General features: G+C 69.8%; 13 protein-coding genes. 8 read left to right on the plus strand and 5 right to left on the minus strand.

Annotated features, from left to right (window positions below; genetic code table 11):
- The first annotated feature begins 117 nt into the window (after nucleotides 1–117).
- Nucleotides 118–825 (plus strand): LppP/LprE family lipoprotein, encoded by a 708-nt coding sequence (locus ACWDXS_RS10345; protein ID WP_449964247.1) that lies wholly within the window; start codon nucleotides 118–120, stop codon nucleotides 823–825.
- A 39-nt stretch (nucleotides 826–864) separates the two neighbouring features.
- On the opposite strand, the gene ACWDXS_RS10350 is transcribed toward ACWDXS_RS10345, so the two are convergent.
- Nucleotides 865–2,028: a metallophosphoesterase gene (locus tag ACWDXS_RS10350; protein WP_449964249.1), complete on the minus strand. Its 1,164-nt coding sequence runs from the start codon at nucleotides 2,026–2,028 to the stop codon at nucleotides 865–867.
- A gap of 259 nt (nucleotides 2,029–2,287) precedes the next feature.
- Between ACWDXS_RS10350 and ACWDXS_RS10355 the strand changes: the two genes are divergently transcribed.
- Nucleotides 2,288–3,376: an alpha/beta hydrolase gene (locus ACWDXS_RS10355; protein WP_378991437.1), complete on the plus strand. Its 1,089-nt coding sequence runs from the start codon at nucleotides 2,288–2,290 to the stop codon at nucleotides 3,374–3,376.
- Between the two features lie 64 nt (nucleotides 3,377–3,440).
- On the opposite strand, the gene ACWDXS_RS10360 is transcribed toward ACWDXS_RS10355, so the two are convergent.
- The 3 genes from ACWDXS_RS10360 to ACWDXS_RS10370 are packed head-to-tail and all read right to left on the minus strand — an operon-like array spanning nucleotide 3,441 to nucleotide 9,397.
- Nucleotides 3,441–7,562 (minus strand): arabinosyltransferase domain-containing protein, encoded by a 4,122-nt coding sequence (locus ACWDXS_RS10360; RefSeq protein ID WP_449964253.1) that lies wholly within the window; start codon nucleotides 7,560–7,562, stop codon nucleotides 3,441–3,443.
- A gap of 40 nt (nucleotides 7,563–7,602) precedes the next feature.
- Nucleotides 7,603–8,496, minus strand: coding sequence for a serine hydrolase (locus tag ACWDXS_RS10365; RefSeq protein WP_378991631.1), 894 nt, complete (start codon nucleotides 8,494–8,496; stop codon nucleotides 7,603–7,605).
- Between the two features lie 25 nt (nucleotides 8,497–8,521).
- Nucleotides 8,522–9,397 (minus strand): LysR family transcriptional regulator, encoded by an 876-nt coding sequence (locus ACWDXS_RS10370; protein WP_378991439.1) that lies wholly within the window; start codon nucleotides 9,395–9,397, stop codon nucleotides 8,522–8,524.
- A 168-nt stretch (nucleotides 9,398–9,565) separates the two neighbouring features.
- Between ACWDXS_RS10370 and bla the strand changes: the two genes are divergently transcribed.
- On the plus strand, nucleotides 9,566–10,483 hold the full coding sequence (bla, locus tag ACWDXS_RS10375; protein WP_449964258.1) for a class A beta-lactamase: 918 nt from the start codon (nucleotides 9,566–9,568) through the stop codon (nucleotides 10,481–10,483).
- A gap of 154 nt (nucleotides 10,484–10,637) precedes the next feature.
- On the opposite strand, the gene ACWDXS_RS10380 is transcribed toward bla, so the two are convergent.
- Nucleotides 10,638–11,552: an AraC family transcriptional regulator gene (locus ACWDXS_RS10380; RefSeq protein ID WP_449964261.1), complete on the minus strand. Its 915-nt coding sequence runs from the start codon at nucleotides 11,550–11,552 to the stop codon at nucleotides 10,638–10,640.
- Between the two features lie 118 nt (nucleotides 11,553–11,670).
- Here ACWDXS_RS10380 and ACWDXS_RS10385 point away from each other — a divergent pair, with 118 nt between their 5' ends.
- From ACWDXS_RS10385 to ACWDXS_RS10405, 5 genes are all read left to right on the plus strand, one after another.
- Nucleotides 11,671–12,669, plus strand: a complete 999-nt coding sequence (locus ACWDXS_RS10385; protein ID WP_449964263.1) for a saccharopine dehydrogenase NADP-binding domain-containing protein — start codon at nucleotides 11,671–11,673, stop codon at nucleotides 12,667–12,669.
- Nucleotides 12,670–12,671: 2 nt separating this feature from the next.
- On the plus strand, nucleotides 12,672–13,877 hold the full coding sequence (locus tag ACWDXS_RS10390; protein WP_449964756.1) for an SGNH/GDSL hydrolase family protein: 1,206 nt from the start codon (nucleotides 12,672–12,674) through the stop codon (nucleotides 13,875–13,877).
- 197 nt (nucleotides 13,878–14,074) lie between these two features.
- Nucleotides 14,075–15,466 carry a sensor histidine kinase gene (locus ACWDXS_RS10395; RefSeq protein WP_449964266.1) on the plus strand — a complete coding sequence of 464 codons (1,392 nt, stop codon included), beginning with the start codon at nucleotides 14,075–14,077 and terminating at the stop codon, nucleotides 15,464–15,466.
- Nucleotides 15,463–15,873, plus strand: coding sequence for a roadblock/LC7 domain-containing protein (locus ACWDXS_RS10400; protein ID WP_378633077.1), 411 nt, complete (start codon nucleotides 15,463–15,465; stop codon nucleotides 15,871–15,873). Before ACWDXS_RS10395 ends, ACWDXS_RS10400 begins: the two co-directional genes overlap by 4 nt.
- A complete protein-coding gene (locus ACWDXS_RS10405) occupies nucleotides 15,870–16,214 on the plus strand; it encodes a DUF742 domain-containing protein (RefSeq protein ID WP_378991448.1) in 345 nt (114 codons plus the stop codon). The genes ACWDXS_RS10400 and ACWDXS_RS10405 overlap by 4 nt, the downstream gene beginning before the upstream one ends.
- Nucleotides 16,215–16,248 lie beyond the last annotated feature (34 nt).

Consider the following 16,248-nt stretch of genomic DNA (forward strand, 5'->3'; position numbering starts at 1 on the left):
TGGATGTCGCACCCTAGGGTGAGGATTCCGTTGAATCGCCTAACGACCGTGTCGGGGGCCCCGATGAAGTCTGCATGTACGCGCTACAGCGCGTAGGGGACACAGAATCGAGGAACCATGAAGAACGCAGTTCGAATGGGCGCGCTCATCGCCGTCGCCGCGGCACTTGTCACAGGCTGCACCGACGAGAGTGGTTCAGGGACAACCACATCGACCTCCCGCGCGACGGCCGCTTCGTCGACCTCCCGCGCGCCCGCGCCGGGTACCCAGGCCCCGGGGTCGCCCGCTGCCGAGGAGACCGCCGCGCCCCAGCCCGGCGCCACCATCGCGCCGGAGCCCGAAACACCGCCGGTCACACAAGCTCCCACGCTGATCCCGGCCCCCGACACCACCTCTCCCGCCCCCGCTGACAACATCAGTGGACCGGGTCGCTGCATAGACCCGGCCTCGACCGGTGTGCAGAACGCCCTCGCGAGCCTCGAGGGAAGCTGGGTCGCCGGACAGGCTTCGAGTGATCAGCCGGGTAGCTGTGGGCAGCTGTTGTATGTGCGCGCCATCGGCGGCAACTCCGCGGGTGCGCCGATCCACCTCTTGTTCTTCCACAACGGAAAGTACTTGGGCACGGGCACTTCTGAGCCGTATGCCTTCACCACCGTCGTCGGGTCGAGCAACAACGCGGTGACCGTCGACTACCGCTGGCTCGCCGGTGACGAACCCTTTGCCGCGCCGCAGGGAGGTCCGGCGACGATCACCTATTCGTGGAACGGTTCGAAGGTGGTGATGGGCGGCACGCTGCCGACCGAAGTCACCCAGCCGCACCGCTGATCCGATCTCGGACGCCCCTGTGCGGTGGGCAACTGGGGCTCAGTTGTCCGGGTGCAGCACCAGCACCGTGATCTCGCTGGGGGCGAAAACCCGAAGCTGAGGACCCCAGAAACCGGTGCCGCGGCTGGTGTAGAGCTGGGTGTTGTTCGCGTGCCTGCTCAGGCCCGCGACCACCGGCTGGTCGAGCCGGACGAGGTAGTGGAACGGCCAGATCTGCCCGCCGTGGGTGTGACCGGAGATCTGCAGCGCGACGCCCGCCGCGGCGCTGTCGGCGATCTGTTTGGGCTGGTGGGCCAGCAGGACGACCGGCAGCGAAGGGTCGGCGCCCGCGAGCGCGGCGGGCAGATCGGGACCGTGACCGGGCAGGCCGACGCCGGTCGGGTCGTCGATGCCGGCGATGACGAGCCGGTCGCCGTCGCGGGTCAGGACGCTGTGCTGGTTGTGCAGCGGCTGCCAGCCGAGCGAGGCCATGTAGTCGATCCAGCCCTGCGCGTCACCGAAGTACTCGTGATTGCCGGTGATGTAGAACCGGCCGAGCGGCGCCTCGACCTTGCCGAGCGGATCGACCTGCGCCTGGCGTTTCACGACCGAACCGTCGGCGAGGTCACCGGCGTGGCAGGCGATATCGGGCCGCTGCGCGTTGACCACCTCGACCACGCGCTCCGACCAGCGCCGCCGATTCAGCGCGGCGTAATGGGTGTCGGTGACGACCACTACGCGCAACCCGTCCAGGCCCTGCGCCAGCCCACGAATCGCGACGTCGACGGTGCGCACCCGCGGCACCCGGCGCGCCTCGTACACGCCCCACCCGACCAGCGCCGCCGAGATCACCAGCACTCCTGCCGCCACGATCCGGGCACCGTCGACCCCGCCGACGGCCAACGCGCCCCGCACGAGCAGCCCGATCACCGACCAGGAGAACACCACCCACAGGACCCCGAGCAGGGTGTCGCCGACGATCACCGCCGGATCGGACTGCGCGGGCCCGTGCCCGAGGAACATCGTGAGCGGCAGGCACACGAGGGCGGCCGCGGCGATCGCCGTTCCGATCCAGAACAGCGTGCCGCTGCCGCCGGTCGGCGCCGAGACCACCGTCCACCAGGGGACCCCGAACAGCACTGCGAGGACCAGCGACAACATCATCAGGCGTACGGCGAGCTTCACGGCGTTCCCGTTCTGGGCAGGGCGGCCGGGCGCGGCCACGAATCGACCTCCCAGGGTAGCGCTCCGCCGACGTCGCCCTTCGCCGAGAATCCGCAGTTCGGAGCGGGCGCACGAAGCGGGCTGCCCCACTTCACAATTCGATGTACCCCTGGGATCGGGTGCGCGCTATGCTGCCCGACAGGGCCCCGCGCGCAGGTGCAGTACCGCGGCGGGTCGAGTGGGGAAGCGGCGAGGCCGCACAGACGGGAAGGTCAGAACACCGATCATGCGTGGGGTAAGAACAGTTCTTCGGCGAGTGATGGCAGGCGCCGTCGTGGTGGTGGTGCCGTTCGGCGCTTCCGTCGCGCCTGCCGCCGCCGATGCCGACCCGTCCGCGATCGACTTCCGGGTGGATACGTCGATGGGGGAGATCAACACCAGGATCATCCGCGCGGCCGACGGCAACACCGATCGGGTGGTCTACCTGCTCGACGGCGAACGCGCCGAGGACGACCTGAACGGGTGGGAGAAGCACACCACCATCCCGGCGCAGATGGCGAAGTTCAACATCAACGTCGTGATGCCGGTCGGCGGGCAGTCCAGCTTCTACGCCGACTGGGAGCAGCCGAGCAATTTCTTCGGCGTCAACCCCGACGGGTCGATGCTGCCCAGCGCCGACTCCGGCTCGGCGATCGGCGGCTGGGAGGACACCCAGGGCAAGGTCAACACCTACCAGTGGGAAACCTTCATCACCAAGACGTTGCCGGAGGCGATGAAGTCCCGGCTGGGCTTCAGCGCGACCCGCAACGGTGTGGTCGGCCTGTCCAGCGGCGGTAGCGCGGCGATGCTGATGGCGGCTTACCACCCCGAGCAGTTCACCTACGCGGGGTCGCTGTCGGGCTACCTGCACATGTCGATGCCCGGCATGCGCGAGGCGCTCGGCGGGGCGATGATCGCCAGCGGTGGGTACAACATCGAGGCGATGGCGCCCGCGGGCAGTGAGAAGTGGAAGCGGATGGACCCGTACGGGTTCGTCGAGAAGTTGATCGCCAACAACACCCGCCTCTACGTCTCCGCGGGGAGCGCCAAGCCCGCCGACCAGGACCTGTCCTCGGTCGACGCGATCACCCAGGGCATGCCACTGGAGGCGATCGCCCTGGCCAACACCCGTTCGTTCGAGAAGCGGGTGACCGCACTGGGTTACGAGAACGTCAGCTACGACTTCCCCGACATCGGCATCCACAACTGGGGCACCTGGGAACAGGTCGCCATCCGGCTGATGCCCGACATGGCGCGCAACATCGGCAAGCCGCTACCCGCGGGCGCGACCCCGCCCGCCGGTGGCGCACCGCCCGTCGACGGGCCTCCGGCCGGTGGCCCGCCCGCCGGTGGTGAACCGCCGAAGTAGCCTCTGCCACAACCGAAACCGCCGCCACCCGTGCTCGGGTAGCGGCGGTTCGCGTTTGCGGGGGTCAGCTGGTTTTGATCGGGGTTTCGTTCGTCAGGCCCCAGCGGAGCTCGGTGCGCACGGTGATGTCCGCCGGTGGTGCGGCGACGGTGCGGGTGAGGCGTTGGAGCTCGCCCCAGTCGCGGGTCCAGTCGTCGGCCAGATAGGCCGGGATGGTGCGTGACTGCATGAGCATGCCGGTCCAGCCGAGGGGGCCGCCGCCGGTGTGGCCCTGCCAGGTCTCGGAGACCTGGGCGTTGAGCTTGTCGGGCTGGATTCGCCAGATCGGCATCTCCGCGACACCGGTATGGTGGTCGAACGGACGCTGGCACGGGAAAGCCAGTCCCACATGCCAATCCGCGAGGACCGGGTCGGTGCTGCCGACGACGGTGTTCAGGCTCGACAGTTTCGGCAGGCGCGGTGGGGTGATCGCGAGCCACTGCATGGGGTCGGGCTCCGCCGCGTCGGCGACGAGACGAACGGCAGTGGTGCCCACAGGAACTCGATCCAGCGCGATCGGGAGGTTCCGCCAGCCCGGAGCGCCACCAACCGTCGGCGGGACCGCATCGCCCAGGGCGGTGGTGCTTCCGTCCTCGGCCCGACGAGCGAACTCCACTCGCAAGCGCTGCCCTGGCATGCGTGAGCCATCGGGCGCCGTGGACTCGATCCGACCGGCCACCGTCAGGATCATCACCCGGTACACCGGATTCTGCTGTGCGGCGGCCAGATCCAGCCGATACCACTGCGTCGTCAACTGCGTTCGCTGTGGTTCGCCGGTCGAGTAACTGCCGAGTACCGGTGTTCGTTCCGGGGCGAGGCCGAACGGCAATGCCGCCGTGCTGCCGTTCACGCCGGCCACGGCAGGACCGGACGCGCCGGGTGCGCCGGGTGGTCCCGCGTTCGGACCGCTCGGTGGTGCCTCGGTAGAGCCGCCGTTGCTGCCCGACGTCCCGTTCACGCCACCTGGAGAAGTGCCCCCACCAGGTGCTGAGCCACCGGGGCTCGCACCGCCGGGTCCACTTCCGCCGGGGCCTGAGCTGCCGGGTGCACCTCCGCCGGGGCCTGAGCTGCCGGGTGCACCTCCGCCGGGGCCTGAGTTGCCGGGTCCGCTTCCGCTGGGACTGGGGCCGGAACCCGACGGCGGGGCGGAGGATTGGCCGGGACCGGGATCGGGGGCGAGGCTTCCGACACCGTTCGGGGTGAAGCCGGTGTTCTCGGCGGCCAGCCCCTCGGCGACGGTGCCGTTGTACGGGGTCAGCAGGGAGTCGGCGGTATTCGTCTCGACGAGAACGTCATCGGCCATCGCGCACCGGTCACCCGTCAGCGCGCGCAGATTCGACAGCCCGACCGAATAGGCCGGGTACTGCGAAACAGCCGCCGCGGCAAGTGAACCCACTTCGAACAGCACCATGGCCGCTGCGGCAACGGTCAGCGGTGCGACGGCCGGGATCTTGCGATTCGGCCTGCGGCGACCGATACCGCCACCGGACTTCCGCTGCACGCCGCTTCCGCGTTCGAGTACTCGACTCGTGTCAGAACCGGCGGCCTCGCCATCGGTTCCGTGATCACCGGTGCCACCGTCGTCATCGCCCGGGTCGCGGAGGCCATCGGCACCGTCTCCTACGGCCGAGGGCTCGATGCCTGCACGGTAGTACTGGAACAGGGCCGCGAGGAGGGTTGCGGCTGTCGCGGCGAGGAAGAGGGTCGACACCTCGATCCCGCCGAGCGTGGGGGCGCGGTCGGGCCACGGAACCCCGTAGCCGGAGACGTACCACCACCCGTTGGAGCCGGTGAAGCTCACGGCGAGCAGCAACAGCACCGCGGCGGCGAACAGTGTTCGCAGATACTTCCGGCCGACGCGGACCAGCGCCATTGCCGTGATCGCGGCGAGTGCGGCCGCCAGGCCCCCGTAGACGCCGAAATGATGCGTCCACTTGGTGGGGGTGAACATCATCAGCAGCAGTGCCATGAAGACGACGGCGAGGATTCGGGTCACCGGGCCACGCGCGGTCGCCGGGATCCGACCGCGGCGCAGCGTCGCGACGATGCCGACCGCGAGGCACAGGAGCATGGCGAGGACGCCGAAGCGACGGGCCAGGGAGCCGTCGGGGTTGACCGACAGCAGGGAATCCCAGCGGGTGCGTTCCTCGAACCAGGACATGTCGGGGCCGACGAGCTGGCGCACGCGGGTGGCTTCGAGGACGGTCGAGAAGGTTTGGTCGGCGAAGACGACGACCAGTACGAGAGTGCCCGCGGCGACGATCGGGGCCACGAGTGCGGCGTATCGGAGGACCACAGTTCCGCGAGCGGACGCGCCGGCGCCCGAAGCCGGTCTGGCGCGGGCGATGATCGTGCGCAGCACCGGTCGCGAACCGGCCAGCAGTGCTGCCACGCAGATCAATCCGGTGGGACCGGCCGCCAGGGAGAACGCGGCGATCAGCACCGCGACGGCGGCGGGCAACAGGCGGCGGGTGGCGATCGCCCGTTCCATCGAGCACCAGGTGAGGAGCGCGCCGACCGCGATCAGGGGTTCGGGACGCAGCCCGTTGTTGTAGGGCAGCCACATCGACAGGAACACCAGGGCCGCGGTCCAGCGCGCGACCCCGCTCGCGCGCACACCGGAACCCAGGCGCGGCAGCACTTCCCGGCTGAGCACCAGCCAGCACACGAACCCGGCGAGTAAGGCGGGCAACCGCATCCACACCCCGATCTCGCTGACCCGGGTCATCTGGGCGAGCACCTCGTAGGGCCACCCGAACGGTGCCTCGGCGACCTGGAACCAGCGGTAGTAATTGGCGGTGTAGCCCGCTTCCTTCGACGCGCGCGCCATCGTGAGGATGTAGCCGTCGTCAGAACTGTTGGCGCCGAACACATGCCAGCTGACCAATGTGCCCGCGACCACCGCGTCGAGACCGGTGAACCGCCACCACCGGGCGGGCAGAACGCGACGCGCCCGGCGGCCGTCGCGAGCGTCGCCGCGGTGCAGGCAGATCAGGGCGAGCAAGGCGCTCAACACCGCCCCGACGATCGCCGCCACTTTCCAGCCACTCGGACTCGACGAGAACCGCGCATCGATCTCGGCATGCAGCCGCGCGTCTCCCATCCGTCCGCGATCCAACTCGGTGAAGACCCCGACCACCTGCGGGCGCACATCAGCGTCCACGGTCGTCTTCATCGGCGAGCCGTCGGCCCGGGTCATACCGGTGAGCTCGGCGGTGGTGCTCGAGCCGGTGGAAACCACGGTCAGCGCTCCGCATCGGGCGTCGTGTGCGGTCTCGGGCACGGCCGGACCGGGCGTGCCGCCCGGTCCGGCCGGTGGCTTCGTCGTCGAGGACGGTGCACCGCTCGGCCCGTTCGGCGGAACCGCGCCCGAAGGGGGAGTGCTGCCAGGAGCGGGAGCGCCGTGGGGTGGGGTGGTGCCGGTGGGTGGCGCGCCGTTAGGCGCAGTGGTGCCGCCGGGTGGTAGCGCACCGTTGGGAGTGGTGCCGCCGGGTGGTAGCGCACCGTTCGGAGTGGCGCCGCCAGAGGGCGGTGCACCGTTGGGCGGGGTGCCGCTAAGGGGCGGTGCACCGCCGGGTGAGGTGCCGCTGGCGGGTGGTGCGTTGTTGGGTGGGGTGCCGCTGGTGGGTGGTGCGTTGTTGGGTGGAGTGCCGCCGGTGGGCGGTGTGCCGTTGGGGGCAGGTGGCCGGTCCGCGTCGGTGGGGGGCGGTTGTGTGCCATCCCGGCCGTCGGCGGCCGAGCTCTCTTGTACGGGGGCGTTCCCCGCGATATCCGCGATCGGCGCGCTCAACAGCAGCTTGTCGCGTAGCACCACGGACAATGTGCGCCCGGCTCCCGGCCGGTCCTCGATGCGCGCGACCAAGCCTTTCGATCCTGCTCGCGGCGCCTGGGCGGGAACGGTGGCCAGGACTGTCCCGCCGGTCATGTCGCGCAACGCCGTACACGGAATGCTCACGTCGAGCGACAACGGCACGTAGTCCACGAGTGGCGCGCTGAGTTGCATCGACTGGGGCTGTGGCCACTCCAGGCTCGCGCGCTGCTGCTGAACCGGTAGCAACGGAGTCGCCACCGCCAGCACCACACCCAGCGCCCCCGCCGCGATCCCGGTTTTCTGCACTCGGCCGAAGCCGGAAGAATCTCCACCCACAAACGACGATGCTAGCCATGGTCGTCAGGGAGTTGTCACCTCAGCGCGGGCGGCGCAGTTCGGTGACGGCGATCCGTGCCGCCTCGCCGATCGCGGTGTCGACCACCGGCAGCATCGGATCCGCGCGGGCGGCGCGGGTGAAGACCGCTACCGCTACCGGTGTTTCGCCAGGGAATTCGACGACGGCGACTTCGTTGCGGATCACCCCGATGGTGCCGGTCTTGCCCGCCACCAGGACTCCGCGATGGGGGAATCCGGCGGCGATGCGGTGCGGCCAGATCTGCTTGCTCATCACCGTGCGCGCGAATGCCGTACCGGCCGTGGACAATATGTCACCGGTCCACAGCTTCCCCAGGAACCGGGTCATCTCCTCGGGTGTGGTCGCGCTGGCGTAGGAGGGGTCGTAGGCGGAGACGGTCCACGCCTCGTCGTTGTCCGCCAGGACCGCGAAAGCCTCTGCGGTGCTGTGGGTATCGGTATCGCGGACCAGGCTGCGGTGCTGGTCGGCCGTACCGCCGACGATCCTGGTATCCGTCAGGGCGAGCTCGTGCACCAGCTCGCTCACCGCGGCGAGACCGACCTCGCCGAGCAGGACATCAGCGGCGGCATTGTCGGACACGGTCATCATCGATGCCGCCAGATCGCGGCGGCTCAGCGTGACCGGATCATGGAGTGCCGCAAGGCCGGTAGGGCCCGGCGTGCAGTCGGCGGGATCGATGGTGAGCCGGCCGGTGGGGTCGATCAGGCCGTGGTCGACCTGTCGCAAGAACGCTGCCAGCAGCAGCAGTTTGTAGACCGACGCGATCACCACCCGCTCGTGCCCACCGACGGAGATCTCGCCGGCGGACCCATCGCAGCGCCGGGCGTGCAACCAGCCGACGCAGCCCGCATCGGCGAACACGGCACGGATCCGGGCACTCGCCGATTCCGTCATGCCGGCACCGCCGCGTCGAACACACTCATCGCAGCCGCTCCCGGTACAGCACCCGATCCAGCGCATCGGCATGCGCTCCCGCGTCCGCTCTGCGAATTACCCTGATCCGCAGGGCAATCGACTGCGGTGCCAGCGTGAGCCAGGCCACCCCCGGTGTCGGCGTCGGCGAGGTGGCGGTGACGCCGAAACTCGTGCCCGCCGCCACCGCGGCCAACACCGCCCGATCGTCGGGTGCCGCGAGTGGTGGTGCGTCCAGCCCCCGTTCCCGCAGCAGGTCGATGATGCTGTCGAAGGCGGGCGGGTTCGCGGCGCGCGGTGGATGCGCGAAGTGCAGTCCGGCGAGCATCGGGAAGGTCGGTCGTTCGGCGGTGGTGGTGCGGTGCTCGGCGGGTACCACCAACCAGCGCGGTAACTTCACCACCGGTCCGGCCTCCACCCCGTCGACCAGCGCCGGATGTTCGATCACCGCCACATCGCAGATGCCCGCGCGCACCTCGGCGACGAGATCGACGGTCGTGGCCAGTGTCGTCGCCACGCTGCCACCCGCGGCGCGCAAGCCGGTGACACACGCGGTGACCAGACGATCGGGGAGCGCGGTCGTCGCCGCGAACCGCACGGTCCCGCTGAGCTGCGCGATCCGCAGTGATTCGGCGAGCAATCGGTCGGCGTCGTCGACGAGCAGCCGGGCACGCGGCAACAGGTGTTTGCCCGCGGTGGTGAGTAGCGCGCCCTGGCTGGTGCGGTGGATGAGTTCGACGTCGAGATGTTGTTCGAGGCGGCGCAACCCCTGCGACAGGGGAGGTTGGGTCATGTCGAGTGCCGCTGCTGCCCGCCCGAAGTGGCCCTCGTCCGCGACGGAGACGAAGAACCGGAGGTGGCGGATCAGATCCATATCGGCCATTGAACCAGCGCTGTTGCCACGGCTCGGTCGATCTGGGCGGACGAGCTGGTGGGTATCGGTCTTCCCTGTCGCCTTACCGCTGTTCACCTGCGGTGATATCGGGTGCGACTCGTCCAGCCCGCTGTCCGGTATTGGCTTCGAACCGGTCGGCGATGATTGCGTGCACCGGTGACTTCCTCCACACTGACGCCCCGCCTCCGCACCCGGATCGCCGCCGTCGCGCTGGCGATCTCGGCCGTGACGTGCACCGCCTGCTCGCGCAACGACGCCGAACCGGCACCGAGTACTTCGGCGGCCGTGCCCGCCACCGCGACATTCGCCGACATGGAGGCGAAATACGGCGCCCGACTGGGTCTGTCGGTAGTTGACACCGCAAGCGGAGCCACGGTCGACTACCGGGAGGGCGAACGCTTCCCGATGGCCTCGACCTTCAAGGGTGTGGCGTGCGGCGCACTCCTGCAGGCGCATCCGCTGTCCACCGGCTATTTCGACCAGGTCATCCGCTACACCGCGGCCGACATCGTCGTGAACTCGCCGGAGACGGAAAAACACATCGACACCGGCATGACCGTCACCGCGCTCTGCGACGCGGCGATCACCCTGTCCGACAACACCGCGGGCAACATGCTGCTCCGATTGCTCGGTGGCCCAGCGGGATTCACCGCCTTTCTGCGCAGCCTGGGTGACACCGTGTCCCGTCTCGATCGCTGGGAGCCCGAACTCAACACCGCGATCCCCGGCGACGAACGCGACACCACCACCGCTGCCGCCCTGGTGGCGAACTACCGTGCACTCGTCGTCGGCACCGCGCTCCCGGAACCCGAACGCGCCCAGCTCGCCACGTGGCTGAAGGCGAGCAAGACCGGCGCCAAACGCATCAAGGCAGGTCTGCCCACGGACTGGATCGTCGGCGACAAAACCGGCAGCCCCGCCTACGGCTCCGCCCTCGACGTAGCTATCGCCTGGCCCCCTCACCGCGCGCCCCTGGTCCTCGCCGTCCTCACCACCAAGCCGGACCAGAACGCCGACCCCTCCAACGACCTCGTCGCCGAGGCAACGAAAGCCGCTGTAGCCCAACTCAACTGATCTCGCGTGTCGAGGAGCGGCGAAGGCGTTGCCGGGGCGGCGGCGAAGCTCGGTGTGGATCCGGTCAAGCCGATCACGTTGATCGGGGTGGCTGCGCTCGGTGAGCCGGATCTGCTCGTCGAGGTGGAGGACTACGGCTGTGCTCGACTGACGGTTACCGCGCGCCCGCGAGCAGGACCTCGGTCGATGTCGAGCGGTATCGGCCAGGTGCCGTGCCGAATTCGCGTTTGAAGGCTTTGCTGAAGGCGTACTCGGAGCTGTATCCGGTGTGCCTCGCGACGGTCGAGAGTGGATGGTCGGTGTCGCGGAGCAGGCGGGCAGCGGTGAGCATGCGCCAGCGGGTGAGGTAGGTCAGCGGGGGCTCGCCGACCAGCGTGGTGAAACGTTTGGCGAAGGCGGCGCGACTGAGACCTGCTCGGGCGCCCAGGGATTCGACGGTCCAGCCGTGGGCGGGGTCGTCGTGGACGGCGCGCAGGGCGCGGGAGATGTCCGGGTCGGCGACCGCGGCCGCCCAGCCGGTCGTCTGGGCGGAGTCCGCGAGCCGGGCGCGCAGGAGATAGAGGAGCAGCAGGTCCAGCAGTGGGGGTATCGCCGCGTCGGCGCCGGGGTGGGGGTGGGTGAGCTCGTCGGCCAGCAGGTCCACCGCGGCGCGCAGCGACGGATGCGTGCCGAGCCGGGCCGGAATGTGTACCACCTCGGGCAGTTCCGTCAGCAGCGGATGGGTTCGGTCGGCGGCGAGCTGGTAGGAACCGCACAGCAGGGTCGCGGGAGCACCCGGCCCCGTCACGATCCGGACATCCTCGGGGCCCGCGGTTTCGGTCACCGGGCTGTCGAGCTGGTCGAGCAGATCGTGGGCGACCCCGCGAGGCATGAAGACCGCGTCACCGGCGCCCAGTGCCAGCGGCTGCGCATCGGGTCGCGTCAGCCAGCACGAACCCTGCAGAATCACATGGAAGCCCGCGCTCTCGATGCGTGGATACGCCCGACCCCACGGCGCGTGCCGCACGAACATGCCGGAGGCTGGGCTGCCGGTCTTCGCGGTGGCCAGGACATCGCTCAGCAGATCCATGTTCAAAACGGTACTCGCAGAGACGGTCGGATATCCAGACAAGATTCTGGATGATTTCTTGTCTCACGAATGGTTCATACGCTGTGTTCATCAGCCCGATGAGCACAAGGAGCACGACATGAAGATCGCCGTCTACGGAGCCAGTGGCCACGTCGGAACATTCGCGGTGCGGGAACTGCGCGAGCGCGGTATCGAGACCGTGGCCGTAGGCCGCGACGCCGCGCGGCTCGCCGGACTCGCCGCCGAGGTCCGCGTCGCCGCCGCCGACGATCACGCCGCGCTCGTCGCCGCGTTCGCCGACGTCGACGCCGTGATCAGTACGCTGCCCGACTACACCGGTCGCGGCGAGGGAGTGCTGCGCGCCGCCATCGCCGCCGGCGTCCACTACGTCGACGTCGCGGGGGAACAGCTCTTCGTCGAGAAGGTCTTCGCCGAATTCGGCCCGCTCGCGGCGCAAGCCGGGGTGACGCTCTCGACCGCGACCACCGAAGCGGGGATCTTCGGCGACCTGCTCGCCCACCTCGGCGCCGAGCGACTCGGCGGCGCCGACGAGATCGTCCTGAGCCATGTCGCCACGCCCGGCGGTGAGGGCTCGCGCGGAAGTATGCGCACCGTCTTCCAGAATCTAGATGTCTTCACCAGTGGCGGCCTGTCTTGGTCCGACGGCGAATTCCACACCGGTCCCCAGCCCCGCCGGACCACCTTCCTACTTCCAGACGAGACGGAACCCATTGCAGTGCTGAAGTTTCCGCAACCCTCCGTGGTGACGATTCCGCGCCACACCACGGCACGCTCGGTGGAGGGCGTACTCGCGAAGTCGATTTTCGACATCGTCGGCACCGTCACCGAAGCCGATCTGGACGCCGCGCCCGAAACGCCGTCGGCCCCGGCCGCGTACTCGATGGTCGTCGACATCCACCGCGACGGCCGGACCCTGCGTGGGATCGGCCGCGGTCCCGACGCCTACCGCAACAGCGCCCAGCTCGCGGTCGAGGTCGCGACGCGAATCGCCGCCGGTGTGGGCAAGCCGGGCGCGCAGGCACCCGCCGAGCTGTTCGAGCCGGTCGAATTCCTCGACGCTCTGGCGGCTTTCGGCATGACATGGTCGCTGCGTTGACGGTGCGCCCGCGGTGGATCGCCGCGCCCGTCGCCGCCGTGGCCGCGCTCATCCTGGTGGCGTTCGGTGCGCGCGACACCGAAACCTCGTGGTCGAGTGCCTGGACGACCGCTGTGCAGTACCCGGTCTACCAGAACTGGTCGGCGATGGGTTTCGCCGATCAGACTGTGCGACAGGTGTTTCGCCTGTCGCAGGAGGGGCCGCGAGTCAGGATTCGGTTGTCGAATCGCTTCGGCGAGTACCCCCTGCCCGTGTCGGCGGCGACGGTGGCCGCCAGCGCGGGCGGAGCGGCGATCGTCCCGGAATCGGTGCGGGGGTTGAGCGTCGGCGGGCAGTCCACCTTCGTGATCGCACCGGGGGCCGAGGTGATCAGCGACGCGGTGCGCACCGTGGGGTCATCGATCGCGGTCACGCTCTATTTCGACCGACCCACCGGCCCCGCGACTCAGCACGGCCAGTCGCTGGCCACCAGCTACCGAGCGCAGGGCGATCACGCCGACGACCCGTCGGCGGCGCAGTTCACCGACACCTCGCAGTCCTGGTACTACGTGGCGGGCATCGAGACGCTGCGGTCGAGCACCGGCGACGTCACCGTGGCCTTCGGCGATTCGATCACCGACGGCTACCGCTCCACCCCCGACGCCGACCTGCGCTACCCCGACCAGCTCGCGGCGGTAGGCCACCACGGCCCGGTGGTCAACGCCGGAATCAGCGGCAACAGGCTGCTCACCGACTCGACCGTGCTCGGCGACAGCGCGCTGGCGCGGTTCCGTCGCGACGTTCTCGACCAACCGGGCGTCGGCACCGCCGTCGTCCTGATCGGGATCAACGACATCGGCCTGTCGGGCAGTGCGGGCCCGGACGGGGTTGTCTTCCCGCCGGTTTCGACCGAGCAGCTCATCGTCGGATACCGCGACTTGATCGCGCAGGCGCGCGCGGCGGGCGTGCGCATCGTCGGCGCGACCATTCTGCCGTTCGCCGGTTCCGCGTACTACTCGCCGGAGAAGGAACGATTGCGGACCGAGGTGAACACTTGGATTCGGGAGTCGGGCGCTTTCGACACGGTGGTCGATCTCGAACGAGCGCTGGCCACTCCCGGTGATCGCACCCGCCTCGCCGACGCGTTCGACAGCGGTGATCACCTGCATCCCAACGACTCCGGCTACCGAGCCATGGCAACGGTCATCGCACCTGCTCTGGCGACGTGATCGCCGTCTCGCCCCACCTGCCGTGACCAGGCCCGATACTGACCCGTACCCCAACGGCCGGTGAACCCTGATCGGTCGAGTGGCAGGTCGGGCGGGGGCTCGATATGCTCGACTCCGACTTCGAAACAGGCTGCCTTGCTGCGTGTTTGATCGACCACTATGGCAGGGGGCCTGTGAGTACTGCGGAAGTACTGCCGATGGCACAGACAGTAGCTGCGCCGAAGGCGTCCGGCGACAGCGCCGGATCTGTGGTGCTCGGCGCCGGCGTGGCGGTGGTGGCGATCGCCGCGGTGACCGCGGTGTTCACGCCACCGGCCATCGGCATCCCGGTGCTCGCCGCGGCGGTGGCCGCGGCACTGATCGGCTGCCCCGCGGTGTGGTTCGCCCTGCGTCAGCGCGCGCAGGCGCGTGCGAGTCTGGCCGCTGCCCAGCAGGCCGAGCAGCAACTGGCCGCGACCGTGGCCGAGGCGAGCGCGCGCCTGACCCAGGCCGACGAGCACACCGCCGCGTACGCGTGGGAAGCCCAGGAGAACTCGCGCCGGGGCGCGGCGGCACTGGCCGCCTTCGCCGGTGCGGCCGGCCGCATCCAGGCGATGACCACCTCGATGCTGGCCGAACTGCGGGAGATGGAACACCGCCACGCCGACCCGCGAGTGCTCACCGACCTGCTCCACATCGACCATCGCACCGCCCAGGCCGGACGACTGGCCGACAGCATCGCGGTCCTGTCCGGTGCGCGCACCGGCCGCCGCTGGGCGAAACCGATCGCGATGGAATCGATTCTGCGCGGCGCGATGGGCCGTGTCGCCGGGTATCAGCGCGTGCGGCTGCGGGCGATCGCCGAGGTCGGCATCGCCGGGCACGCCGCCGAAGGCGTGATGCACACACTGGCCGAACTCCTCGACAATGCCTGCAACTTCTCGCCGCCCACCACCGAGGTGCACGTCTACGCCGCGGAAGTGCCCGCGGGCGTGGTGATCACGATCGAGGACAGCGGCCTGATCATGAGCGATTCCGCGCTGCGCCGCGCCGAATCCGCCGTCACCGGGCGCGATCACAAGGGCAAGGGCGTGGATCTCGCCTCGCTGTCGGGTACCCGGCTCGGCCTCGCGGTGGTCGGGCATCTGGCGCGCAAGCACGAACTCACCGTGTCGTATCGGCCGTCGGCGATCGGCGGCACCGCGGTCGTCGTCGTCATCCCGCGCGAGCTCACCGCCCGCGCCGAACGCCGCAGCCGCAATGTGGTGGCGGCGCCACGCTTCGCCGAACCCGCCACGCTGAGCCAGTTCGACAGTCCGATCCCGCGCAGAACCGACACCGGCACCATGGATTTCAGCGAGCCGGCCGGCCAGCACGCGCGACCGGAGACCGACGGCGCGGTCCCGACCTCGCCCTCGCTGCCGAAACGCCGCCGGGGCGACACCCTGGCCCAGGTCCACCCCGAAGGTCTCACCGCCGCACCCGCCGCCAAGGCGGCACCGGCCAAGCCCACTGCCCTCGGTGCCTTCCAGCGCTCCGCGCCGGGCCGCACCACAAGCCACGAACCGGGCAGCGCCGCCGCGGCTCCCGACCCCATGGAGGACCGATGACCACCACCGCCCCCGCCCACCTCGGCTGGCTGCTCGAGAAGCTGCTCGCCCGCACCCCGCGCGCCAGGCACGCCCTGCTGCTGTCCGGCGACGGGCTCAAGATCTGCCACACACCGGAACTCGATGTGGACCGCGCCGATCAGCTGGCCGCCATCGCCGCCGGATTCCAGAGCCTGTCGCACGGGGCATCCGTGGAGTTCGGTGACGGGCGTGGCGGAGTTCGCCAGTCGATGACCGAGTTCTACGGCGGCATCCTGTTCGTGGTCGAGGCGGGGCGCGGCGCGCACCTGGCGGTGGTCGCCGCCGAGGATGCCGATGCCGGTCTGGTCGGCCACACGATGCACGAGCTGGTCGAACAGCTCGGTGAGCATCTGGCTGCCCAGCCCAGACGCGGAGCGATCGAGTGACCAGGGCGGGTCGCGACGACGATCCCGACCGTTTCTATACGCTGACCGGCGGACGCGCCCCCGTAACCGAGGACTTCGACCTGGTCACCCTGGTGGTCAGCGAGTCCGCGCCCACCGCGGGCATGTCCTCGGAGCAGGCCGCGATCCTCGACATGTGCCGGGCGCCGACCGCCGTGGTGGAGATCGCGGCCGAGCTGCGCCTGCCCGTCGGGGTGGCCACGGTCGTGCTGTCGGACCTGCTGGCCTCGGGCAAGATCACGGTGCGCCCACCGCTGTCGGCGGCGATGTCGCTGGACGCTTCCACCCTCGAGAAGGTGCTCGTTGGACTTCGCAAGCTCTGAGAACGTGCCCGAGCGGGCTCGAGCGCCGCTGCAC

It is taken from the genome of Nocardia sp. NPDC003183 (assembly GCF_053590715.1).